This is a genomic window from Enterobacter sp. SECR19-1250 (genome assembly GCF_013391025.1).
Classification (GTDB): domain Bacteria; phylum Pseudomonadota; class Gammaproteobacteria; order Enterobacterales; family Enterobacteriaceae; genus Enterobacter; species Enterobacter cloacae.
Map to the genome: position 1 here is coordinate 21,325 of NZ_JACASJ010000036.1, position 21,320 is coordinate 42,644.

Genomic DNA, 21,320 nt, shown 5'->3' on the forward strand with positions numbered 1-21,320 from the left:
TTATCCTCCGAACAGGCGTTTGAGGAAACCTTTCTTCTCTTCTTCAATGAAGCGGAAAGGACGTTCTTCTCCCAGCAGACGGTCAACCGTATCCGCATACGCTTTACCGGCATCTGCTGTTGTATCAAGGATCACTGGCTCGCCCTGGTTAGAGGCGCGCAGCACGGACTGGTCTTCCGGGATGACGCCCACCAGTTTAATGCGCAGGATCTCCAGCACGTCTTCCATGCTCAGCATGTCACCTTTGTTTACGCGGCCCGGGTTATAGCGGGTCAGCAGCAGGTGCTCTTTAATCGGATCTTCGCCATTTTCCGCACGGCGGGATTTGGATGCGAGGATCCCGAGAATGCGGTCAGAGTCACGGACGGATGACACTTCAGGGTTCGTGGTGATGATCGCTTCATCAGCGAAATAGAGCGCCATCAGGGCACCGGTTTCGATACCGGCAGGGGAGTCACAGACAATGAAGTCGAACTCCATTTTTTTCAGCTCATCGAGCACCTTTTCAACCCCTTCGCGGGTCAGGGCGTCTTTGTCACGCGTCTGAGAGGCCGGGAGGATATAAAGGTTCTCGGTGCGCTTGTCTTTAATCAGCGCCTGGTTAAGGGTGGCATCGCCCTGAATCACGTTTACGAAGTCATACACGACGCGACGTTCGCAACCCATAATCAGGTCGAGGTTACGCAGACCGATATCGAAATCGATAACGACGGTTTTCTTTCCCTTCTGGGCCAAACCAGTAGCGATGGCCGCGCTGGAGGTGGTCTTGCCAACGCCTCCTTTACCCGAAGTAACAACAATAATGCGTGCCATAGAAATTCCTTGTTAAAAAGGGATCAATTCAACGGTTGAACGGTCAACGCGTCGTCTGCCAGTCGCAGACGAGCCGCTTTGCCATAAAATTCGGCTGGGATCTTGTCGCTCAGCCAATATTCACCTGCGATGGACACCAGTTCCGCAGTCAGGTGAGTACAAAATATTTGTGCGTCCCGATCGCCACTCGCCCCGGCGAGTGCACGCCCACGCATCATACCGTAAACGTGAATATTGCCATCTGCAATCAGCTCAGCGCCAGCGCTGACGTGGCTTGTAACAATTAGATCACAGTTTGGTGCATAAATGCGCTGTCCGGAACGAACCGGCACATCAATCATTCGCGTTTTTGTGAGGGCGGTAACGTTTTGTACCGCAGGTGGGGGCGTTTCAACGGCAACGGGGGCCGCACGTGGGGCTTTTTCTTTGCCTTCGTTCAGAAGAGGCAGTCCCGCACGGTCGATTTCCGCTTTCAGCTCAGGATCTTTACAGCCGCTGATGCCCACAATGCGCAGACCGGTAGAGGAGACGGCCTGCTGGAGTTGTTTCCAGTTAACCGGGGATTCCAGACCGCTGACATTGATAACAACAGGGGCGTGTTTCAGAAAGGCGGGAGCCTGAGCGATTTTGTCTTCTAACGCCTGACGAATAACCTCGGGTTTTGCATCATGCAAATGTACCACTGATAAGGTGAAGCTACTGCCTTTAAGCTCGATGGGCGTGTTTGACATCCTGGCCTTACTCAATTTGCTATTAACCGCAACCACTCGCTGCGATATTCCGAAGAGTATCAGGCATGTTATAGTCAGGAGTATATTGAGGCAAGCAACCACCTATGAATTCAGAGTAAAAACATGTTTTGTGTGATCTACAGAAGTACAAGCCGCGACCAGACCTATCTTTATGTCGAAAAGAAAGACGATTTTTCCCGTGTGCCAGAAGAATTAATGAAGAGCTTTGGCCGACCTCAGCTGGCGATGCTGCTGCCGCTCGACGGTCGTAAGAAACTGGTTAACGCCGATCTGGAAAAAGTTAAAACGGCCTTAACGGAGCAAGGCTATTATTTACAGCTTCCGCCACCTCCCGAGAATTTATTAAAACAGCATCTTGAGGCGACCGGTAAAAAATAGCCTCACCTGTTTTCGGGCATAACACATCAACCGTTTAGGGGTCGACCATGTATCAACATCATAACTGGCAAGGTGCATTACTGGATTATCCCGTCAGCAAAGTGGTTTGCGTGGGCAGCAACTATGCCAAACACATTCAGGAGATGGGCAGCGCGACGCCAGAAGAGCCGGTGCTGTTCATTAAGCCGGAAACCGCGCTTTGCGATATCCGCCAGCCGCTGGCACTGCCGCAGGGATTGGGTTCTGTGCATCATGAAGTGGAGCTGGCGGTGCTGATTGGCGCGACGCTACGCCAGGCCTCCGAAGAGCATGTGCAAAAAGCTATCGCCGGTTACGGCGTGGCGCTGGATCTGACGCTGCGTGAGGTACAGGGCAAGCTGAAGAAAGCAGGGCAGCCGTGGGAAAAAGCCAAAGGCTTTGATAATGCCTGCCCGATCTCGGGTTTTGTTCCGGTCGGCGAATTTACCGGCGATCCACAGAACACGTCCCTCAGCCTGAAAGTGAACGGTGAGATCCGCCAGCAGGGCACCACGGCAGATATGATCCATAAGATCGTGCCGCTGATTGCCTATATGAGCCGCTTCTTTACCCTTAAGCCGGGGGATGTGATCCTGACCGGTACGCCAGAAGGTGTCGGCCCTCTTAACGGTGGAGACGAACTGGAAGTGAGCTTTAACGGCCTGTCACTGAAAACCCGCGTACTGTAAACGCATTTTGCCGCCCCTCAGGGCGGCAAAACTTGCATCAACGTGCCAGACTCGTTATAAGGTGCGCTTTCTTTTGACGTGTGGACATTCTGATGAACGACATCCCTTTCTGGCAACGCAAAACTCTCGACGAAATGACAGACGTGGAGTGGGAGTCGTTATGTGACGGCTGCGGGCAGTGCTGCCTGCATAAGCTCATGGATGAAGACACTGATGAAATCTATTTCACCAACGTTGCCTGTAAGCAGTTAAACATCAAAACCTGCCAGTGCCGCAACTACGAGCGCCGCTTCGAGTTCGAGCCGGACTGCATTAAGCTCACCCGTGAGAACCTGCCGACGTTTGAATGGCTGCCGCATACCTGCGCGTATCGCCTGCTGGCGGAAGGGAAGGATCTGCCGACATGGCACCCCTTGCTGACCGGGTCTAAAGCGGCCATGCACGGCGAGCGTATCTCTGTGCGTCACATCGCGGTGAAAGAGTCCGAGGTGCGGGACTGGGAAGACCACATTATGAAACACCCGACCCGGTGATAAATAAAAACCCGCCGAGGCGGGTTTTTATTGGGGTGCGGCCTGATGCCCTCACCCCAACCCTCTCCCACGGGAGAGGGCGCAAAAACTAAAAACGGCAACTATCGTTGCCGTTTTGCTTTTACCTTCCGAACAGATCGCGCTTCTTCGGCTTAAACGGCTGAGCAATCAGCACCAGCAGCGCGACCACGAAGTAGGCCACAAAAATGCCCACCAGCCACTGCGGCATCTCCAGCGACAGGAATTCCCACTGACGTACAGAGCAGTCACCGGAAGCGACAAACACCTGCGGCAGCCATTTATCCAGCGGCAACCAGCTCGGGAAGCGGGCAGCGAAATCACAGGTCATAAACGGCGACGGGTGCAGTTGCATCATGGTGTGCTGCCAGGAAAGCTCAATCCCTTTCCAGGCGCTGTACAGCCAGACCGCGATAGCGACGTAACGGAGCGGTGTTTTAGGTGCAATCGCACCCAACAGACCCGCGCCCATGACGCCAAACAGTGCGCAGCGCTCGTAGATACAGAGCACGCAGGGTTTGAGTCCCATCACATGCTGGAACCACAGCGCGACCATTTCCAGCGCAAAGGCGGTCAGGGCCATTAACAACCATGCTCCGCGACCGCGGGAGCACTGGTTTAAAAATCTCAACATAATCATTTCCCTGGAACATGCTTAGAAAGCGCAGTGTAAACGAATTTTAATGCGCCGCAAGTATACCCGCTTGTATCAGCCATTGCGTACAGGGAATGAGGGTAATTTTGACGCAAAGCAATCCCACAATGGTGAGAACCAGCGTATAGGGCAGCGCCATCCAGACCATCTTTCCATAAGAAAGACGTATGAGTGGCGCGAGGGCCGAGGTCAGCAGGAACAGGAACGCGGCCTGTCCGTTTGGCGTCGCCACCGACGGCAGATTGGTGCCGGTATTAATGGCAACCGCCAGCAGCTCGAACTGCCCGGCGTTGATAATGCCTTCTTCCATCGCCGCTTTGGCTTCATTGATGTAGACCGTGCCGACAAAAACGTTATCGGAGATGGACGACAGCAGGCCGTTGAACAGATAGAAGAGCGACAGTTGCGCGTCGGGCGCCGCCTGCAGTACAAAAGTAATAATCGGGGCGAACAGGTGTTGGTCGATAATCACCGCCACCACCGCAAAGAAGACCGCCAGCAGCGCGGTAAACGGCAGGGCTTCGGTAAAGGCTTTACCGATAGCATGTTCATCCGTTACCCCGCTAAAGGTCGTCGCAAGAATAATAACCGAGAGACCAATCAGCCCGACTTCGGCAAGATGGAAAGCCAGCGCGACGATAAGCCAGATACCGATGATCCCCTGCGCAATCAGACGCAGCGTCTCCTGGCGCGTGCGCTGCGTACGGTTCTGCTCGTCAAATTTATGCAGCTCTTTGCGAACTGGCTCAGGCAACTGCGCACCGTAGCCGAAAACGTTGAATTTCTCGACCAGGATACAGGTCGCTAACCCGCAGACGAACACGGGCAGGCTGACCGGTGCCATGCGCAGGAAAAACTCGCCAAAATGCCACTCAGCCGCTTTGGCGATGATCAGGTTTTGCGGCTCACCTACCATGGTCATCACGCCACCTAATGCGGTACCGACGCCCGCGTGCATCATCAGGCTGCGCAGAAACGCGCGGAACTGTTCCAGCACCTCACGGTTATGCGCCTCGACGTGGCTGTCGTCCTGCAAATCCTCGCCCGGACGGGACGATGCCACGCGGTGATAAATGCCGTAAAACCCGACGGCAACGCTGATGACCACCGCCACGACGGTTAGCGCATCCAGGAAGGCCGAAAGGAATGCGGCAGCAAGGCAGAACGCCAGCGACAGCATCGTTTTAGACGGAATGCTGAGCAACAGGCGGGTGAAGATAAACAGCAGCAGCTGTTTCATAAAGTAGATACCGGCCACCATGAAGATCAGCAGCAGAAGCACTTCAAGGTTGGATGCCAGCTCGGCTTTGACATGTTCTGCGCTCGTCATGCCGATAACCACGGCTTCAAAAGCCAGCAAACCACCCGGCAGCAGGGGATAACATTTCAGCGCCATGGCCAGGGTGAAGATAAACTCCGCCACCAGCAGCCACCCGGCGACGAACGGAGCGATACTAAAAATAATGGGATTAACAACCAGGAAAACCAGAAGTATCAGTTTGTACCAGTCAGGAGACTGGCCTAAAAAATTGCGCCACAGCGCGCGCCCAAAAGAAATTTCCACAACAGACGTCCTTCCCCGTCAGGTAAAACAAAACATCAGTATACGCAAAAAACGCGGGGCAGAGGCGGATAAGCGTGTATTGTAAATTTCACGAAAATAAAACAGCGATCCCTCTTTTCTCTCTTTCACGCGCTACCTGCCACTGCATGCCTCTGGTATGATGAGTGCAATTTGCAAAAGCTGTGTAATGGAAATCTCACTATGGTCATTAAGGCGCAGAGCCCGGCGGGTTTCGCGGAAGAGTACATCATTGAAAGCATCTGGAATAATCGCTTCCCTGCGGGATCCATTCTTCCGGCTGAACGCGAACTCTCTGAACTGATTGGCGTCACTCGCACCACGCTGCGTGAAGTGCTCCAGCGACTGGCGCGCGATGGCTGGTTGACGATCCAGCACGGTAAGCCAACGAAAGTAAACAACTTCTGGGAAACTTCCGGGCTGAACATTCTTGAAACGCTGGCGCGCCTCGATCACGAAAGCGTGCCACAGCTGATTGATAATCTGCTCTCGGTGCGTACCAACATTGCGACAATCTTTATTCGTACCGCTTTTCGTCAGCATCCGGAAGACGCGCTGCAGGTGCTTGCCAGCGCGAACGAAGTGGAAGATCACGCGGATGCCTTTGCCACGCTCGATTACAACGTTTTCCGCGGACTGGCGTTTGCCTCCGGTAACCCGGTGTACGGTCTGATCCTGAACGGCATGAAAGGGCTGTATACCCGTATCGGTCGCCACTACTTTGCCAACCCTGAGGCGCGCAGCCTGGCGCTGGGCTTCTACCATAAGCTCAGCAAGCTCTGTACTGAAGGCCTGCACGATCAGGTGTATGAAACGGTGCGCCGCTACGGCCACGATTCCGGTGAAATCTGGCACCGGATGCAGAAAACACTGCCGGGTGATTTAGCCATTCAGGGCCGCTGAAATAAAAAACCTCTCAAGTGAGAGGTTTTTTTCGCCCGGTGGCGCTTCGCTTACCGGGCCTACAAAACCCGGCAAAAACCATTACAACGTATTCAACCGCGCCGGGCAACGTTCCAGCAGCTCCACGCTGCCATCTTCATTCTGCTGCTCCAGCAGCACATCAAAGCCCCACAGGCGATGCACATGCTTCAGCACCTCTTTGCGTCCTTTATCCAGCGGGGCCCGGTTGTGCGGAATATAGCGCAGCGTCAGGGAGCGATCGCCGCGTAAATCCACGTTCCATACCTGAATGTTGGGTTCAAGGTTGCTCAGGTTGTACTGGGAGGAGAGGCGAGAGCGGATCTCACGGTAACCTTCCTCGTTATGGATCGCAGAAATCTCCAGGTAGTTATTGCGGTCGTCATCCAGCACGGTGAAGAAGCGGAAATCACGCATGATCTTCGGCGACATAAACTGGCTGATGAAGCTCTCATCCTTAAAGTCACGCATCGCGAAATGCAGCGTTTCCAGCCAGTCAGAGCCGGCGATATCCGGGAACCAGTATTTATCTTCTTCCGTTGGCGACTGGCAGATGCGTTTAATGTCCTGGAACATCGCAAAGCCGAGCGCGTACGGGTTAATGCCGCTATACCACGGGCTGTTGTAAGGCGGCTGGAACACCACGTTTGTATGGCTGTGCAGGAACTCCATCATGAACCGCTCGGTGACTTTCCCTTCATCGTACAGATGGTTAAGGATGGTGTAATGCCAGAAGGTGGCCCAGCCTTCGTTCATCACCTGGGTCTGTTTCTGCGGATAGAAATACTGGCTGACCTTACGCACGATGCGCAGGATCTCACGCTGCCACGGCTCCAGCAGCGGCGCGTTTTTCTCCATAAAATAGAGCAGGTTTTCCTGCGGCTCAGACGGGTAGCGACGCGCTTCGGCAACCGCTTTCTCTTCTTCACGTTTCGGCAGGGTGCGCCACAGCATATTCACCTGGCTTTGCAGATACTCTTCGCGGCTTTTCTGCCGCGCTTTCTCCTCCTGAAGGGAGATTTTCTGTGGACGTTTGTAACGATCAACGCCGTAGTTCATCAGCGCGTGACAGGAGTCGAGCAGTTTCTCCACTTCGTCCACGCCATAGCGCTCTTCGCAGTCGGTAATGTACTTACGCGCGAAGATCAGGTAATCGACAATCGAGCTGGCATCCGTCCAGCTGCGGAACAGGTAGTTATTCTTGAAGAACGAGTTATGCCCGTAGCAGGCATGCGCCATCACCAGCGCCTGCATGGTAATGGTGTTCTCTTCCATCAGGTAGGCGATACACGGATTGGAGTTGATCACGATCTCATACGCCAGCCCCTGCTGGCCGTGCTTATATAAGCGCTCCGTTTCAATGAATTTTTTACCAAACGACCAGTGCGGATAATTGATCGGCATCCCGACGCTGGAGTAGGCGTCCATCATCTGCTCGGACGTAATGACTTCAATCTGATGGGGATAAGTATCCAGACGATACAGTTTTGCCACCCGGTCGATTTCGGCGAGATAGACATCCAGCAACTCGAAGGTCCAGTCGGGTCCATCGCTCAGACGTGTGCTGTCCTTATTCAGGGAATCAATAGTAGCCATTAGCGCGCCCTCGTTGTGGGAGCTCTCTCTGTCTGGAGAGCCTCCTGATAAGCATAGATCACCGTGTTAAAAAGCGTGCTGGAGCAGAAATTTTTTCTTTGCGATTTCCCGTTTTTGATGCGGCAAAAAAAGCGGTCTTCACAGAATTTTATACTGGTTAAAAATAACGCGCAGCAGGAGATCCCAAATTCGCCTCATCCCCTGATGTTGGGGGATGTGTGAGGTAAGTCACCATAAAAAAGTCGTATGTTGAATAATATTTTCAACTAGGTTATCAATCTGTAATTAGAAGATTGTTCTTTTGCACATATGGAGTGGCTATGCGTGTTGTCATACTGGGAAGTGGTGTCGTTGGCGTAACCAGCGCCTGGTATTTAAGTCAGGCGGGACATGACGTGACCGTTATCGATCGTGAGTCAGGGCCTGCGCTGGAAACCAGTGCGGCGAACGCCGGACAGATCTCTCCGGGCTATGCCGCGCCGTGGGCGGCACCCGGCGTTCCGCTGAAGGCAATTAAGTGGATGTTCCAGCGCCATGCGCCGCTGGCCATCAGCCTCGACGGCACCCAGTTCCAGCTGAAGTGGATGTGGCAGATGCTGCGCAACTGTGACACCCGGCACTACATGGAAAACAAAGGTCGGATGGTGCGTCTGGCGGAATACAGCCGTGACTGCCTGAAAGCACTGCGCGCCTCCACCGGTATTGAGTACGAAGGTCGTCAGGGCGGCACGCTGCAACTGTTCCGCACGGCGCAACAGTATGAAAACGCCACTCGTGATATTGCCGTGCTGGAAGATGCGGGCGTACCGTATCAACTGCTCGAAGCCAGCCAGCTTGGGCAGGTTGAACCGGCGCTGGCAGAAGTGTCGCACAAGCTGACGGGCGGCCTGCGTTTGCCGAATGATGAAACCGGCGACTGCCAGCTGTTTACGCAGCGTCTCGCGCAGATGTGCGAGCAGGCGGGGGTGAAATTCCGCTTTAATACCGCGGTCGACAAACTGCTGTCAGAAGGCGGCAGTATCTACGGCGTGAAGTGTGGCGATGAAGTCATTAAAGCGGATGCCTACGTCATGGCGTTTGGCTCCTATTCCACCGCGATGCTGAAGGGCATTCTCGACATTCCGGTTTACCCGCTGAAGGGCTACTCCCTGACCATTCCGGTAAAAGAGGACAGCGGGGCGCCAGTTTCCACCATTCTGGATGAAACCTACAAAATCGCCATTACCCGCTTCGATAACCGCATCCGCGTTGGCGGGATGGCGGAGATTGTCGGCTTTAACACCGAGCTGCTGAAGCCGCGCCGTGAAACGCTGGAGATGGTGGTTGGCGACCTGTTCCCGCGTGGCGGTTTTGTCGAGCAGGCAACCTTCTGGACCGGGCTGCGTCCAATGACGCCAGACGGCACGCCAATTGTTGGCCGTACGCCGTTCAAAAACCTGTGGACCAATACCGGCCACGGTACGCTTGGCTGGACAATGGCCTGCGGCTCTGGCCAGCTGCTTAGCGATTTGATATCCGGGCGCACGCCGGCAATTCCGTTTGACGATTTAAGTGCCGCACGCTATCAATCGGGGTTTACCCCTTCGCGTCCACAGCACCTGCACGGCGCGCATAACTAAGGAGTTGTCATGTCCCGTCCTGTTCTGGCTCAGCTCGATTTGCAGGCCCTGAAGGATAACCTGCAAATTGTTCGCCGGGCGGCGCCAGGTTCACGCGTCTGGTCGGTGGTGAAAGCCAATGCCTACGGCCACGGTATCGATCGTATCTGGAGTGCGCTCAGCGCCACCGACGGTTTTGCGTTACTGAATCTGGAAGAGGCCATTCTGCTGCGCGAGCGCGGCTGGAAAGGGCCCATTCTGTTGCTTGAGGGGTTCTTCCATGCCGACGATCTGCCGCTGCTGGATAAGTACCGGCTGACCACCAGCGTTCACAGCAACTGGCAAATTAAAGCGATTCAGGATGCAAAACTGCATGCGCCGCTAGATATTTATCTCAAGGTGAACAGCGGTATGAACCGCCTGGGCTTCCAGCCTGAGCGGGTCCATACGGTATGGCAACAGCTGCGCGCCCTGAAGAACGTGGGCGAAATGACGCTGATGGCGCATTTTGCCTATGCGGAAAAACCGGACGGTATTGCCGATGCGATGGTGCGCATTGAGCAGGCAGCAGAAGGGCTGGATTGCCCACGTTCGCTCTCCAACTCAGCGGCCACGCTGTGGCATCCTGAGGCGCATTATAACTGGGTGCGTCCTGGCATTGTCCTTTATGGCGCCTCTCCCTCAGGCCAGTGGCAGGATATCGCCAACAGCGGCCTTAAGCCGGTGATGACCCTGCGCAGCGAAATCATCGGTGTGCAGACGCTGAAGGCCGGCGACACGGTGGGCTATGGCAGCCGTTACCGGGCGACGGGCGAGCAACGGATTGGTATTGTGGCGGGCGGTTATGCTGACGGCTACCCGCGTATCGCGCCGAGCGGCACGCCAGTCTGGGTAGACGGGGTGCGTACGGGAACGGTGGGCACCGTCTCCATGGATATGCTGGCCGTTGATCTCACGCCATGTCCGCAGGCGGGCATTGGTTCCCCGGTCGAGCTGTGGGGTAACGAAGTCAAAATTGATGACGTGGCTGCCGCGGCGGGGACGGTAGGGTATGAACTGATGTGCGCGCTGGCACCGAGAGTGCCGGTTGTGACGGTGTAACGTGTCTGTGTGCCGGGTAAGCGTTAGCGCCACCCGGCAAAAAACCACTACTCCACGTCCTCTTCCATCGGCCGCAAACCGACTTTCCGCACTGCGTTATCTTCTTTCTCTGCTACGGTCCAGATCATCCCGGCAAACTCCACCTGGTCACCCACAACCGGGGCCGCACCAAGGCGCAGCTGGATGATTTCGCCCAGCGTTTGCTGGTTATCGTCGCCTTCAGCACCTTCATCCAGCCCATAAATCAGGGCCACGTCCGCAAACCTGGCGCTGGCTTCCAGAATAAAATCGCCGAAGAAACGCTGATCCAGCGCCACCGGAGGCGACTGGCTGAACAGTTTACCCAGGGCGGGCAGGTCCCGCTCGCGGCCAATCACACACAGAATATCGCCTTCGCGTAGCCGGGTGCTGCCGGTTGGGTGCAGCAGGACATTATCGCGGAACAGGGCGGCAATTCGCGTTTCCGCAGGCATGTGCAAATCGCGCAGCGATGCCCCCACGCACCATTTATCAGCGCTGAGCTGGTAAACAAACTGTTCCCACGGGTTTTCCGGGTGAATATCCAGCCCCACGCGGGAAACCGGCCAGCCCACAGGAGGAACCACCACTTTGGCTTTTTTCGCCGCCCACCCGAGCGAGGTTCCCTGGAACAGCAGCGAGATCAGAACCACGAAGAAGGCGACGTTAAAGAACAGCCGCGCGTTATCCAGTCCGGCCATCATCGGGAAGACAGCCAGGATAATGGGCACCGCGCCGCGCAGCCCCACCCAGCTGATAAAGACCCGTTCGCGCAGGTTGAAGCCGCGAAACGGCAGCAGACCGGCAAACACCGACAGGGGGCGTGCGAAGAAGATCATCCACGCCGATAAAATCAGCGCCGGAACGGCAATCGGCAGCAGGTCTGACGGCGTCACCAGCAGGCCCAGCACGAGGAACATCCCGATTTGCGCCAGCCAGGCCAGCCCGTCGAAGTTCTGCAAAATGGCGTGACGGTTGCGAATAGGGCGATTGCCCAGCAGGAAGCCGCAGAGATAAACCGCGAGGATCCCGCTGCCGTTCAGCGCAGTGGTGACGGCAAAAATCAGAATGCCGCCGCTCAGGGCAAGCAGCGGGTAGAGCCCCGAAGGCAGCGATATCCGGTTGATCGTCTGCTGAAGCAGGTAACCCCCGGCCAGGCCGAGCGCAATCCCCAGGCCGAACTGCTGCAGGATATGCAGGACAAACATCCAGCTTAAGCCTGTTTCATGCTGCTGGATCATCTCTATCAGCGTGATGGTGAGAAATACAGCCATCGGATCGTTACTGCCGGATTCAATCTCAAGCGTGGAGCCGACGCGTTCGTTCAACCCTTTGCCCCCCAGCAGGGAAAACACCGCCGCCGCGTCGGTTGAGCCAACAATCGCGCCAATCAGTAAACCTTCCATCAGATCGAGATGGAACAGCCACGCCGCCATCATGCCGGTCAGACCGGAGGTAATTAACACCCCGACCGTCGCCAGCGACAGGGCGGGCCCCAGCGCCACGCGAAATGAGCTCGCCTGGGTGCGCATCCCGCCGTCGAGCAGGATCACCGCCAGCGCAAGGTTACTGATCATGTAAGCGAAAGGGTAGTTATCGAAAGGAATACCGCCGATACCATCGACACCCGCCAGCATGCCGATGGCAAGGAAAATAACAAGAATAGGTATGCCGAGACGCGATGAAAATGAACTTAATAAAATACTACAGGTTACGAGCACAGAACCCAGAATGAAAAGACTGATTATCGCTGTGGCATCCAATGTTGTCTTACTCCCACCTCAATGTTAATGCTGTTACTAAAACCCTAACATATTAACGACGGAAACAGCGGTTTATTGAGGGGGATTAACGGCTTTTTTATGCCTTTAAGACCGGATGACCCCCAATCGTTAAACGACTGCCCGTTTCATCATGCTTCAGGATGGCCTGCGCGCCTAACGCCAGGGTGACGGTTTGCTGCTCGTGGCCGAAGTCCAGCCCGGTAATAACAGGAATATCAAGGCGTGAGCGGATGAAATCGACCATCGTTTCCAGCGAGTATCCTGCGTCATAGTCATTCGGCGCGGCACCGGTAAAACTGCCAAGAATAACCGCGGATTGACGTTCCAGAATACCGGCGTAATACAGCTGCAATAACATGCGCTCGACGCGGAACGGATGTTCATTGATATCTTCCAGCACCAGAATGCCGCCGTCAATTTGCGGCAGCCATGGCGTCCCGATGAGCGACACCAGCATTGCCAGATTTCCGCCCCAGAGTTGTCCTTCACACGACCAGTGCGGCCCGTTGCCCCGCCACTCAACGCTGTAGGTCGGGTTTTTCAGGGCGCGCCAGAAGTGTTCCACCGTAAATGGATCAAGCTCGGGTGCCCCGAAATTACCGGCCAGCATCGGGCCGCTGAAGGTCACCACGTTATGCAGCGCGAGCAGCCCGAGCTGGATTACGGTAAAGTCGCTGTGGCCGCAGATAAGCAGCGGATCCTGCTGCTGACGCTTTGCCAGCCCTTGCCAGTCAATACTCTCCAGCAACCGGCTCGCACCATAGCCGCCGCGCACCGCCAGCACGATATTGTTCTCACCCTGCAGGTTCACCAGGCTGTTGATATCATTCAGCCTTTGCGCTTCCGTACCGGCAAAACGCTGCTGGCGGCGGGGGATAATTGTCTGATTTTCTACCGGGTAACCGAGTTCCAGTAAGCGCTCAACGCCCCGCTGTGCCGCCTCCTGGTTGATGCAGTACCCGGACGGCGCGATAAGATGAAACTGAGACATGGCAATTCCTTGCTGAATGAGAATCTAATTGTCTATATCATGCCGCTTATACGTTGCCTGCTTCAAGGGCGATGACCGGCTATAAGGATAGATGACGTGAAATTGAGATGGTTTGCTTTTTTGATTGTGTTGCTGGCTGGCTGTAGTTCAAAACATGACTATCAAAACCCGGCATGGAACCCGGAAGTGCCTGTAAAACGGGCCATGCAGTGGATGCCGATCAGTGAACAGGCAGGCAAGGCCTGGGGCGTCAGCCCGCGACTGATCACGGCGATCATTGCCGTGGAATCCGGCGGTAACCCAACGCTTGTCAGCAAATCTAACGCCGTGGGGCTGATGCAGCTTAAGGCCTCAACCGCAGGGAGAGAGGTCTACCGCTATATGGGCTGGCGTGGTCAGCCGTCAACCAGCGAGCTGAAAAACCCGGAACGCAACATCTCCATGGGCACGGCCTATTTGAGCATTCTGGAACACGGCGTGCTGAAGGGAATCGAGGATCCTGAAGTGATGCAGTATGCGCTGGTGGTCTCTTACGTGAACGGTGCGGGTGCGCTGCTCAGGACGTTCTCATCGGACCGTAAAGAGGCGATAGAAGAGATCAACGACATGGACAAAGACGAGTTCTTTGAACACGTGGTGAAAAATCATCCGGCACCACAGGCTCCGCGTTATATCTGGAAAGTTCAGAAAGCAATGGATGCCATGTAATGCCGTTGTCGGGCGGCCTGTTTGCTGCCCGGCTCCTGTCACAACACTTTATTCGCCCGCTCCCGCGCCTCTCGCTCCAGAGAATAGATAATCCGCTGCAGTTCACGCTCTGCGCCCGGCCCGACGTTCAGGAAGCGGAAGCTCAGACGCGGCGTGACGATCGTTTCATTTTTGCTGTCGACCACCTTACGCTCGCTGATGGCTATCAGCTGCGCATCAAAGTAAAAACGCCCCCAGCCCCCCATATCCAGTTCGATTTGGGTAAATCGCATGCCTTCAACCAGTCCGTCAGGCTTTGGCGTATCCATCAGCGCACCCATGCCGCCCAGGGAGAGGTCAAAAAGGCGAAAGCGGATCTCTTTTTTGTCCGGCATTTTGGCCTTACCAAAATAGGCAGGGTGAAGCGGGGCACTGATACGAAAATATTCACGGCGCTGAACAAACCAGAGGTTGGCCGGCAGCGGGGTGACAAACGCCGGAAGACCACCGTATTCGCTCAACTCCAGGCGCGGCAGGACAAACTCCACTTTTGCGCCGTGCGTTTCTGCCATCACCGAGATTTTCTCCGCCCGCAGCGCGGCGCGGTTTTCATGCTCCTGGCTGCCCAGGTCAATGACCAGCCTCTCTGCAGAAGCATCCAGGATCTTGCTGATGAACTGATTGTTTGACCAGCTGATGCGCAGCGGCACCTCGCCTTTTTGCAGGTCGCGCAATACCCCTAATACAGCCAGCGGATTTTGCTTCAGGAACTGCTCACTGTAATTACTCACGCCGGATGGCTCCTTGATAAATGACAGACTGTCTCTGCGTTATCGGCAGCGTGAAACGAAACTTAATACAAACCGGTGAGTTTTTTTCGCAGTACAGAGAAGTTAAGTCGGTGAGATGAAATCGGTTTTACCGTGATGACCTATACTTACGTTACCTGCGCGGAGGGTTTTCTGCGCATGCGTTAAACCTGCAAGAGGGCATCGCTATGGGTATTATCGCGTGGATCATCTTTGGTCTTATTGCCGGGGCTATCGCTAAACTCATCATGCCGGGAAATGATGGCGGCGGCTTTATATTGACCTGTGTGCTCGGGGTTGTTGGTGCGGTTGTCGGCGGCTGGCTGGCGACCATGTTTGGCTTTGGGGGCGACATTAGTGGATTCGACCTGCACAGTTTCCTTGTGGCTGTGGTGGGCGCCATTGTTGTCCTGGGCATATTCAGGTTGCTCCGACGGGCATAGATGACACAAAACGGCTCTCGCGACAGGGCCGTTTTTTTTGTCGTGATATTGATTTGCTAATCGAAATGATAATAATTGTTGTTCCTAGTTACATATAATCACAAGACGACATTATGAACACCTCACGTTTTGCAGTATGCGCGTTGGCAGGAGCCGTGACGCTGGCATTACAGGCACAGGCATTTGCTGAAGAATCCACCATTCTTGTCACCGGCTCTGAGCAGGGCAGCGTTCTCCCCGCATGGACAAACAGCGCAACCAAATCGGCCGTTGCCGAAAGTAAAACGCCGCAGGTGATCGATACCGTCTCTGCGCAGCAGATCGCGCAACGCCATGCCAACTCCGTGAACGAAATCCTGCGCTATGTTCCGGGTGTTTCGACAGAGCTGCGTGGCAATACCACCTACATGAGCGAATATAAAATCCGTGGTTTTTCCGTTGACCAGGAGTTCTACAACGGACTGCAACTGCCGTATAACGTCACCGGAAATACCAAAGCACGCATCGATCCACTGCTGATTGAAAGCGTTGATATCCTCAAAGGGCCATCTTCTGTGCTCTACGGCGGTGGCTCCCCGGGGGGGCTGGTGAATATTCAGGGTAAAAAGCCACAAAAAACCGCCCATACCGAGTTGGGTTTCAACACCGGCAATCGCAATCTGAAGGAGGGTTATCTCGACTCGACAGGACAAATTGCCGACAGCGACTGGAACTACCGCCTGCTGGGCAAAGCCACGGAAAATGACGATCAGCCCCATACCACGCGCTATGAAAATTATCTGGTTGCCCCGTCCGTGACCTGGGAGCCGGACAGCAAAACGCGTCTTACGGTTGATGCACTGGCGCAAAACTCCCCGAGCCTGTCTCCATCCAACCCGTTGCCGCTTGCTTATCTGCGCTCGAAATATGCCGACCGCCGGGATTATGCCGGGGATGAGTGGAGCGGTTTCAAACAGCGTCAGTGGATGCTGGGCTACAGCTTTGAACATGAGTTTGACAGTGGCTGGGGCTTTAACCAGAAGGCACGGTACTTTGATGTCGACACCCACCAGCGCAGCGTTTATGCCACGGGGACGGGGAGCGCGGTCTACCAGCTTAACCGGTTTGCTTACACCACGGATGAAGATCTGAAGAGCTTCAACATCGATAACCAGGTAACCAAAACCGTGGCGCTGGGAGAGTGGAAACACCACCTGTTGGCCGGGTTTGACTATCAAAAGATGGACTCTCACTTCTACTACCGTTATGCCTCAACAACGCCTGGCATCGATATGCGAAATCCTGACTATTCGCAGATCAATGAACGCGATCTCGGGTTGTATACGGGGCAAAAAAATCGTCTGAGCTATCAGCAAAACGGCTATTACCTGCAGGATCAGGTGGAGTTTGGCGGATTAAATCTGCTGGCCAGCCTGCGTTATGACGATTACCGCTCGGTAACCACCAACTATATGCAGAATGGCGACAAGGCGTGGGTCTCGCAGGACCGCGTGACCAAACGCCTGGGCGCGCTTTACGCGTTTGAGAATGGGCTTTCACCGTTCATCAGCTACTCCGAAGGGTTTGCCCCGGTGTCGCCGCAGGGTACGCTCACGGCTAAAGATGTGAAGCCAACCACCAGCAAGCAGGTGGAAGGCGGGGTGAAATACCTGCTGGCGGATTACGCCACAACCTTTACCGCCTCGGTATTTAATATCCGTCAGAAAAATGTCGTCACCTCCGATCCGGGCTTCCTGAATTACAGCCAGACCGGAGAAGTGGAATCTAAAGGGGCTGAGCTCTCAATCGTCAGCCGCCCAGCGGATAACGTGACCCTGATTGCCAACTATGCCTACACCCATCTGATCAATACCGAAGATGACAAATACCAGGGCAAACGGCCAACGCAGGTACCGGAGAACGCGTTCAACCTGTGGGGGGATTACACCTTTGACAACACGCCGCTGAGAGGGCTGATGCTGGGGGCAGGGGCGCGCTACACCGGTCCAATGGAAATTTCACCGAACAACGATGCGGGCAAACTGGGCGGCACCATGCAGTACGATCTGGCGGCCTCCTATCGTATGGGGGAAATCCTGCCGTCGCTGGAGGGATTGACGCTGAAAGCCAGCGCGCAAAACATCACCAACAAAGAGACGCTGACCTGCTACGACGCGACAAACTGCTGGATTGGGCGTGACCGGACGTATCAGTTGGGGGCGAGCTACAGCTTCTGATTATCGTTTCCCTCTCCCGAAGGGAATGCAGGCCGGGTAGGCGTTAGCGCCCCCCGGCATTGTTCACTTACTGCGCCGTGCTTTTCACCGGCGCAGCCTCATCATTCGCCGCAGGCTGATTCTGCGGCACGCTGTCACATGGTTTCTCTTTCGGACAGACCAGATCCAGCATCTTCAGCGTCACGCCGTTGCTCCAGCCGAATCCATCCTGTAGCGGATACTCACCGCCGCCACCGCCCGTACCGGTGGAGGAGACATCATATTTCTCCACCAGTTTCTGCTCGCGATCGTAGGTATGCTGAACATTTTTCAGGAAGCGCCAGGTGACATCCATCGCGACCTTGTCCTGTCCATAATTCTGCAACCCTTCCGTGGCTACCCACTGCAGTGGCGCCCAGCCATTGGGGGCATCCCACTGCTGGCCGCTGTTGACGGTGGTGGTGGTGATGCCGCCCGGTTTCAGCAGACGTGAGGACGTCGCTGCAGCCACTTTATCCGCGCGATCCTGTGCCGCGGCCTTCACATACAGCGGGAAGAGCGCTGCAGCCGTGAGCTGATTACGCACCTTCTTACTCTTCAGGTCGTAATCCGCATACCATCCCTCTTTATCGTTCCACAGATACTTCTCCATCGCCTTCTGGCGCGCCGTGGCCAGGGCTTCATATTTGCTCGCGCTGGCGGCATCGCCGCTCTCCTGGCTTGCCCGGGCGAGCAGTTTTTCCATCTTGAACATCAGGGCGTTCAGATCCACCGGCACAATACTGGTGGTGCGGATGGTGCCCAGCTTTTGCGGATCGTCCATCCAGCGGGAGCTGAAGTCCCAGCCTGAGGCCGCCGCAGAGCGCAAATCGCGGTAGATTTCGGTTGCCGGGCGGTTAGGGTTGCTTTTGGCGGTGGTGATATCGTCAAGCCACGACTCCGGACGCGGCGTGTCGCGGTCATCCCAGTAGCGGTTAAGCAGCGAGCCATCCTCCAGCTTCACCACGCGTTTGTTGGCCTCTCCGGCCTGCAGCGCATCTGCGCCCTCCATCCAGTAGGCGTACTCCTTTTCCATCTGCGGACGGTATTTCTTCAGCGCCTCGCTGTCGTGCGTGGCCAGCAGTTCCACCATCAGCGAGAAAAATGGCGGCTGGGAGCGGCTCAGATAGTAACTGCGGTTGCCGTTCGGAATGTGCCCCCATGTATCCAGCTCGTAGGCAAAGTTGTCCACCATATCGCTGATTTTGTCCCAGTGGCCGCTTTCCGCTAGCCCTAACATGGTGAAATAGCTGTCCCAGTAGTAGACCTCGCGGAAACGCCCGCCCGGCACGACGTAGGATTTCGGTAAGGGCAGGAGTGAATCCCATTTGTTACTGGCTTTATCGGTGGTACGCGTCAGCACAGGCCACAGCCCGTCAATATGCTCACGCAGGCTCTGCCCCGCAGGAGGAACATATTTGTCCCCTTCCGCGGGAAGCGTGAAGTTCATATCAACAAAATGGCGTAAATCAAACCCGGACTGACGACGCTGCATGCGGTAGTCGGCCAGGATCGTCAGGGGATCGCTTTTTGGTACGGCATCGGCAAAGGTTTTTTGATCGGGGAAGAGTTTGGCGCTCTGGACATCGTTGAAAAGAGGGCCGAGCAAGATATCCGGTGAATTTGTCTGGCCAGAGTTCATCTCTTCCGCGTTGCCTGTCGCGGCAACCGCGAGCAGCGCACTGCCCAGAACCAGAGGTAAGAGGCGAGGGCGCAGCTTTTGAGGTGTTATCATCGGTGCTTCTCCTTATTTCGCTGAGCAGCGGTCACGCTGTAATCATTCACCAGAAAACCTTAGTCGAATATTCCGCGCTTCGCGTGTCGAACATCGCACTTTGCACAAATCCAGACAATTTACCGTTGCGTTTAATGCCCCGGTGGCGCGGCTGAAATATTGATATTGTGAATGGCTGTAGGCGAGAAAATAAATTGCGATCCGTTACGCATAATTTTCCGGATAAAGGCTTTCTTTTAATTATCCCGATCACATAAAGCAAAAAACATAACTTCATGGTGAAAAAACATAATGGATCGCCTCGTTGCGCTCAGGCGAAATTATTGCCAAAGCAGAAACCGGTTTCATCAATAAGGAGTAACGTGATGTCAGTGAGTGAAAAAATTCCGGTCCGGGAAAAAATAGGCTACAGCCTTGGAGATGCCGCGAGTCATATTGTTTTTGACTCCTCGGTCGCCATTCTGGCGTATTACTATACGGATATTTATGGCTTACCCCCGGCCGTAATGGGAACCATGTTTCTTTTGGTCCGCTTATTAGATGCCATTACCGACCCCGTTATGGGAGCGATTGCCGATGCAACATCCACACGCTGGGGACGTTTTCGTCCCTGGCTGCTGGCGATATGCGTTCCTTTTGCGGTGAGTTGCGTGCTGGTATATTCCATACCTGATTTTACTGAAACCGGGAAAATTTATTATGCCGTTGGCGCGTATATATTTATGACCCTGATGTATACCGCCATAAATATCCCGTATTGTTCTCTGGGGGCGGCGCTAACGTCCGATCCGCGTGAAAACCTCTCGTTGCAGTCCTGGCGCTTTGCCATTACGCCAATTGGCGGGGCGCTCGGCACCGCGCTGATTCTGCCCCTGGCGGACTATCTCTACCCCGGCGACAGGGCGACCGGCATCCAGGTGGCGATGGCGCTTTTTGGCGCAATCGGCTGCGTGATGTTTATCATTTGTTTTGTTACCACCAAAGAGCGTGTCCAGCCGATCAAAGAGGAAAATCTGAACATCGCCCGGGACGTTAAAATCCTCTTTCGTAACGATCAGTGGCGCATTCTCTCGATCTACAACTTTATGATGCTGGTGGCGGTGGTGATCCGCGGTGGCGCAGTGGTCTATTACGTGAACACTGTTCTCAACAAGGGGGCTGACGTCATCTCGTTCTTTATGCTGGGCGGGATGCTGGCCTCGATGTTTGGTTCGGTTCTGGCGCAGCCGTTCGGTACCCGTTTTTGCAAGGTTAAACTCTCGTTCTGGATCAATATTCTCAACGCTGCGTTAGGCGTGGCCTGCTTCTGGCTGCCGCTGGAGTTCTGGGGCATTCCACTGATTGCCCATGTGCTCATTCAGATTGTCCAGGGCGGTAACGGCGCGTTGCAGTGGTCAATGATCACTGATGCAAATAATTACGGTGAATGGAAAACCCAACGTCGTATTACAGGTATGAATGTTGCGGCCAATATTTTCGTGATTAAGTTGGGTGTCGCCGTCGGTGGTGCCATTCTGGGTTGGGTGCTGGCCTGGTTTAATTACCAGTCGAACAGTACAGTACAGTCAGAATCCGCCATTCAGGGCGTTATTTTATTGTTCACGTTAATCCCATCACTCTTTTATTTACTCACCGCATTCTCGATCAAATTTTATAAATTAACTGAAAACGTCATGAATGGCGTGGTGAGTGATTTAAACAAAGGCGAATTCGCTAACTCTTAATAGTTGAAGCAGTAAGCCGATAATTCATTTGAATTATCGGTGAGGTTCTCTGTGTCCGTCAGGAAATAATGATTAACTCACGAGGATGGAGTCGATGAAAGTGAAAAATATTGCACTGCTCGTCAGTGCGTTTTGTTCTACCGCAGCAATGGCAGCAAATGATACCCAACGTCTGGAAGATAAACTGGACTTTGTTGAATAAATCGAACTTTTGCTGAGTTGAAGGATCAGATCACGCATC

19 protein-coding genes are annotated in these 21,320 nt (G+C 54.7%); 10 read left to right on the forward strand and 9 right to left on the reverse strand.

From position 1 onward, the window contains the following. Both minD and minC read right to left on the reverse strand, forming a co-directional pair. Complete coding sequence (minD, locus tag HX884_RS11450; RefSeq protein ID WP_013096144.1) at positions 1 to 813, reverse strand: septum site-determining protein MinD; 813 nt, start codon at positions 811 to 813, stop codon at positions 1 to 3. 23 nt (positions 814 to 836) lie between these two features. Further along, entirely contained in the window at positions 837 to 1,544 is a 708-nt protein-coding gene (minC, locus tag HX884_RS11455; protein ID WP_129252455.1) for a septum site-determining protein MinC, read from the reverse strand. 123 nt (positions 1,545 to 1,667) lie between these two features. Between minC and HX884_RS11460 the strand changes: the two genes are divergently transcribed. The 3 genes from HX884_RS11460 (at position 1,668) to HX884_RS11470 (ending at position 3,183) form a co-directional block, all read left to right on the forward strand. Then, the gene (locus HX884_RS11460; RefSeq protein WP_013096146.1) at positions 1,668 to 1,943 is read left to right on the forward strand and encodes a YcgL domain-containing protein; all 276 of its coding nucleotides are present in this window, start codon (positions 1,668 to 1,670) and stop codon (positions 1,941 to 1,943) included. A gap of 47 nt (positions 1,944 to 1,990) precedes the next feature. Then, positions 1,991 to 2,650: a fumarylacetoacetate hydrolase family protein gene (locus HX884_RS11465; RefSeq protein WP_029882294.1), complete on the forward strand. Its 660-nt coding sequence runs from the start codon at positions 1,991 to 1,993 to the stop codon at positions 2,648 to 2,650. A 92-nt stretch (positions 2,651 to 2,742) separates the two neighbouring features. Next, positions 2,743 to 3,183 (forward strand): YcgN family cysteine cluster protein, encoded by a 441-nt coding sequence (locus tag HX884_RS11470; protein ID WP_178328179.1) that lies wholly within the window; start codon positions 2,743 to 2,745, stop codon positions 3,181 to 3,183. Between the two features lie 121 nt (positions 3,184 to 3,304). On the opposite strand, the gene dsbB is transcribed toward HX884_RS11470, so the two are convergent. Together dsbB and nhaB are read right to left on the reverse strand one after the other, a co-directional pair. Further along, positions 3,305 to 3,835 (reverse strand): disulfide bond formation protein DsbB, encoded by a 531-nt coding sequence (gene dsbB, locus HX884_RS11475; protein ID WP_028028084.1) that lies wholly within the window; start codon positions 3,833 to 3,835, stop codon positions 3,305 to 3,307. Between the two features lie 46 nt (positions 3,836 to 3,881). Continuing rightward, a complete protein-coding gene (gene nhaB / locus HX884_RS11480; RefSeq protein ID WP_045903159.1) occupies positions 3,882 to 5,420 on the reverse strand; it encodes a Na(+)/H(+) antiporter NhaB in 1,539 nt (512 codons plus the stop codon). Positions 5,421 to 5,621: 201 nt separating this feature from the next. Here nhaB and fadR point away from each other — a divergent pair, with 201 nt between their 5' ends. Beyond that, entirely contained in the window at positions 5,622 to 6,341 is a 720-nt protein-coding gene (fadR, locus tag HX884_RS11485; protein WP_013096152.1) for a fatty acid metabolism transcriptional regulator FadR, read from the forward strand. Positions 6,342 to 6,422: 81 nt separating this feature from the next. On the opposite strand, the gene HX884_RS11490 is transcribed toward fadR, so the two are convergent. Continuing rightward, on the reverse strand, positions 6,423 to 7,955 hold the full coding sequence (locus HX884_RS11490) for a SpoVR family protein (protein ID WP_013096153.1): 1,533 nt from the start codon (positions 7,953 to 7,955) through the stop codon (positions 6,423 to 6,425). Between the two features lie 320 nt (positions 7,956 to 8,275). Here HX884_RS11490 and HX884_RS11495 point away from each other — a divergent pair, with 320 nt between their 5' ends. Together HX884_RS11495 and dadX are read left to right on the forward strand one after the other, a co-directional pair. Then, on the forward strand, positions 8,276 to 9,574 hold the full coding sequence (locus HX884_RS11495; RefSeq protein WP_014832348.1) for a D-amino acid dehydrogenase: 1,299 nt from the start codon (positions 8,276 to 8,278) through the stop codon (positions 9,572 to 9,574). Positions 9,575 to 9,583: 9 nt separating this feature from the next. Further along, on the forward strand, positions 9,584 to 10,654 hold the full coding sequence (dadX, locus tag HX884_RS11500; RefSeq protein WP_063427275.1) for a catabolic alanine racemase DadX: 1,071 nt from the start codon (positions 9,584 to 9,586) through the stop codon (positions 10,652 to 10,654). Positions 10,655 to 10,701: 47 nt separating this feature from the next. Here dadX and HX884_RS11505 read toward each other — a convergent pair whose 3' ends face one another. Then, on the reverse strand, positions 10,702 to 12,435 hold the full coding sequence (locus HX884_RS11505) for a potassium/proton antiporter (protein WP_178328180.1): 1,734 nt from the start codon (positions 12,433 to 12,435) through the stop codon (positions 10,702 to 10,704). Positions 12,436 to 12,532: 97 nt separating this feature from the next. Next, a complete protein-coding gene (gene ldcA, locus HX884_RS11510) occupies positions 12,533 to 13,447 on the reverse strand; it encodes a muramoyltetrapeptide carboxypeptidase (protein WP_178328181.1) in 915 nt (304 codons plus the stop codon). A 96-nt stretch (positions 13,448 to 13,543) separates the two neighbouring features. Here ldcA and emtA point away from each other — a divergent pair, with 96 nt between their 5' ends. Then, positions 13,544 to 14,155, forward strand: coding sequence for a membrane-bound lytic murein transglycosylase EmtA (emtA, locus tag HX884_RS11515; RefSeq protein WP_023621731.1), 612 nt, complete (start codon positions 13,544 to 13,546; stop codon positions 14,153 to 14,155). A gap of 38 nt (positions 14,156 to 14,193) precedes the next feature. Here the strand turns inward: emtA and HX884_RS11520 are convergent, their stop codons facing one another. Beyond that, entirely contained in the window at positions 14,194 to 14,925 is a 732-nt protein-coding gene (locus tag HX884_RS11520; RefSeq protein ID WP_023621730.1) for a flagellar brake protein, read from the reverse strand. Positions 14,926 to 15,131: 206 nt separating this feature from the next. Here HX884_RS11520 and HX884_RS11525 point away from each other — a divergent pair, with 206 nt between their 5' ends. Together HX884_RS11525 and HX884_RS11530 are read left to right on the forward strand one after the other, a co-directional pair. Then, on the forward strand, positions 15,132 to 15,386 hold the full coding sequence (locus HX884_RS11525; protein WP_013096161.1) for a GlsB/YeaQ/YmgE family stress response membrane protein: 255 nt from the start codon (positions 15,132 to 15,134) through the stop codon (positions 15,384 to 15,386). Between the two features lie 113 nt (positions 15,387 to 15,499). Further along, complete coding sequence (locus tag HX884_RS11530) at positions 15,500 to 17,602, forward strand: TonB-dependent siderophore receptor (RefSeq protein ID WP_029882291.1); 2,103 nt, start codon at positions 15,500 to 15,502, stop codon at positions 17,600 to 17,602. 67 nt (positions 17,603 to 17,669) lie between these two features. Here HX884_RS11530 and HX884_RS11535 read toward each other — a convergent pair whose 3' ends face one another. Beyond that, the gene (locus tag HX884_RS11535; RefSeq protein ID WP_178328182.1) at positions 17,670 to 19,355 is read right to left on the reverse strand and encodes an alpha,alpha-trehalase; all 1,686 of its coding nucleotides are present in this window, start codon (positions 19,353 to 19,355) and stop codon (positions 17,670 to 17,672) included. A gap of 365 nt (positions 19,356 to 19,720) precedes the next feature. Between HX884_RS11535 and HX884_RS11540 the strand changes: the two genes are divergently transcribed. Further along, positions 19,721 to 21,079: a glycoside-pentoside-hexuronide (GPH):cation symporter gene (locus tag HX884_RS11540; protein WP_048972790.1), complete on the forward strand. Its 1,359-nt coding sequence runs from the start codon at positions 19,721 to 19,723 to the stop codon at positions 21,077 to 21,079. Positions 21,080 to 21,320: the final 241 nt, after the last annotated feature.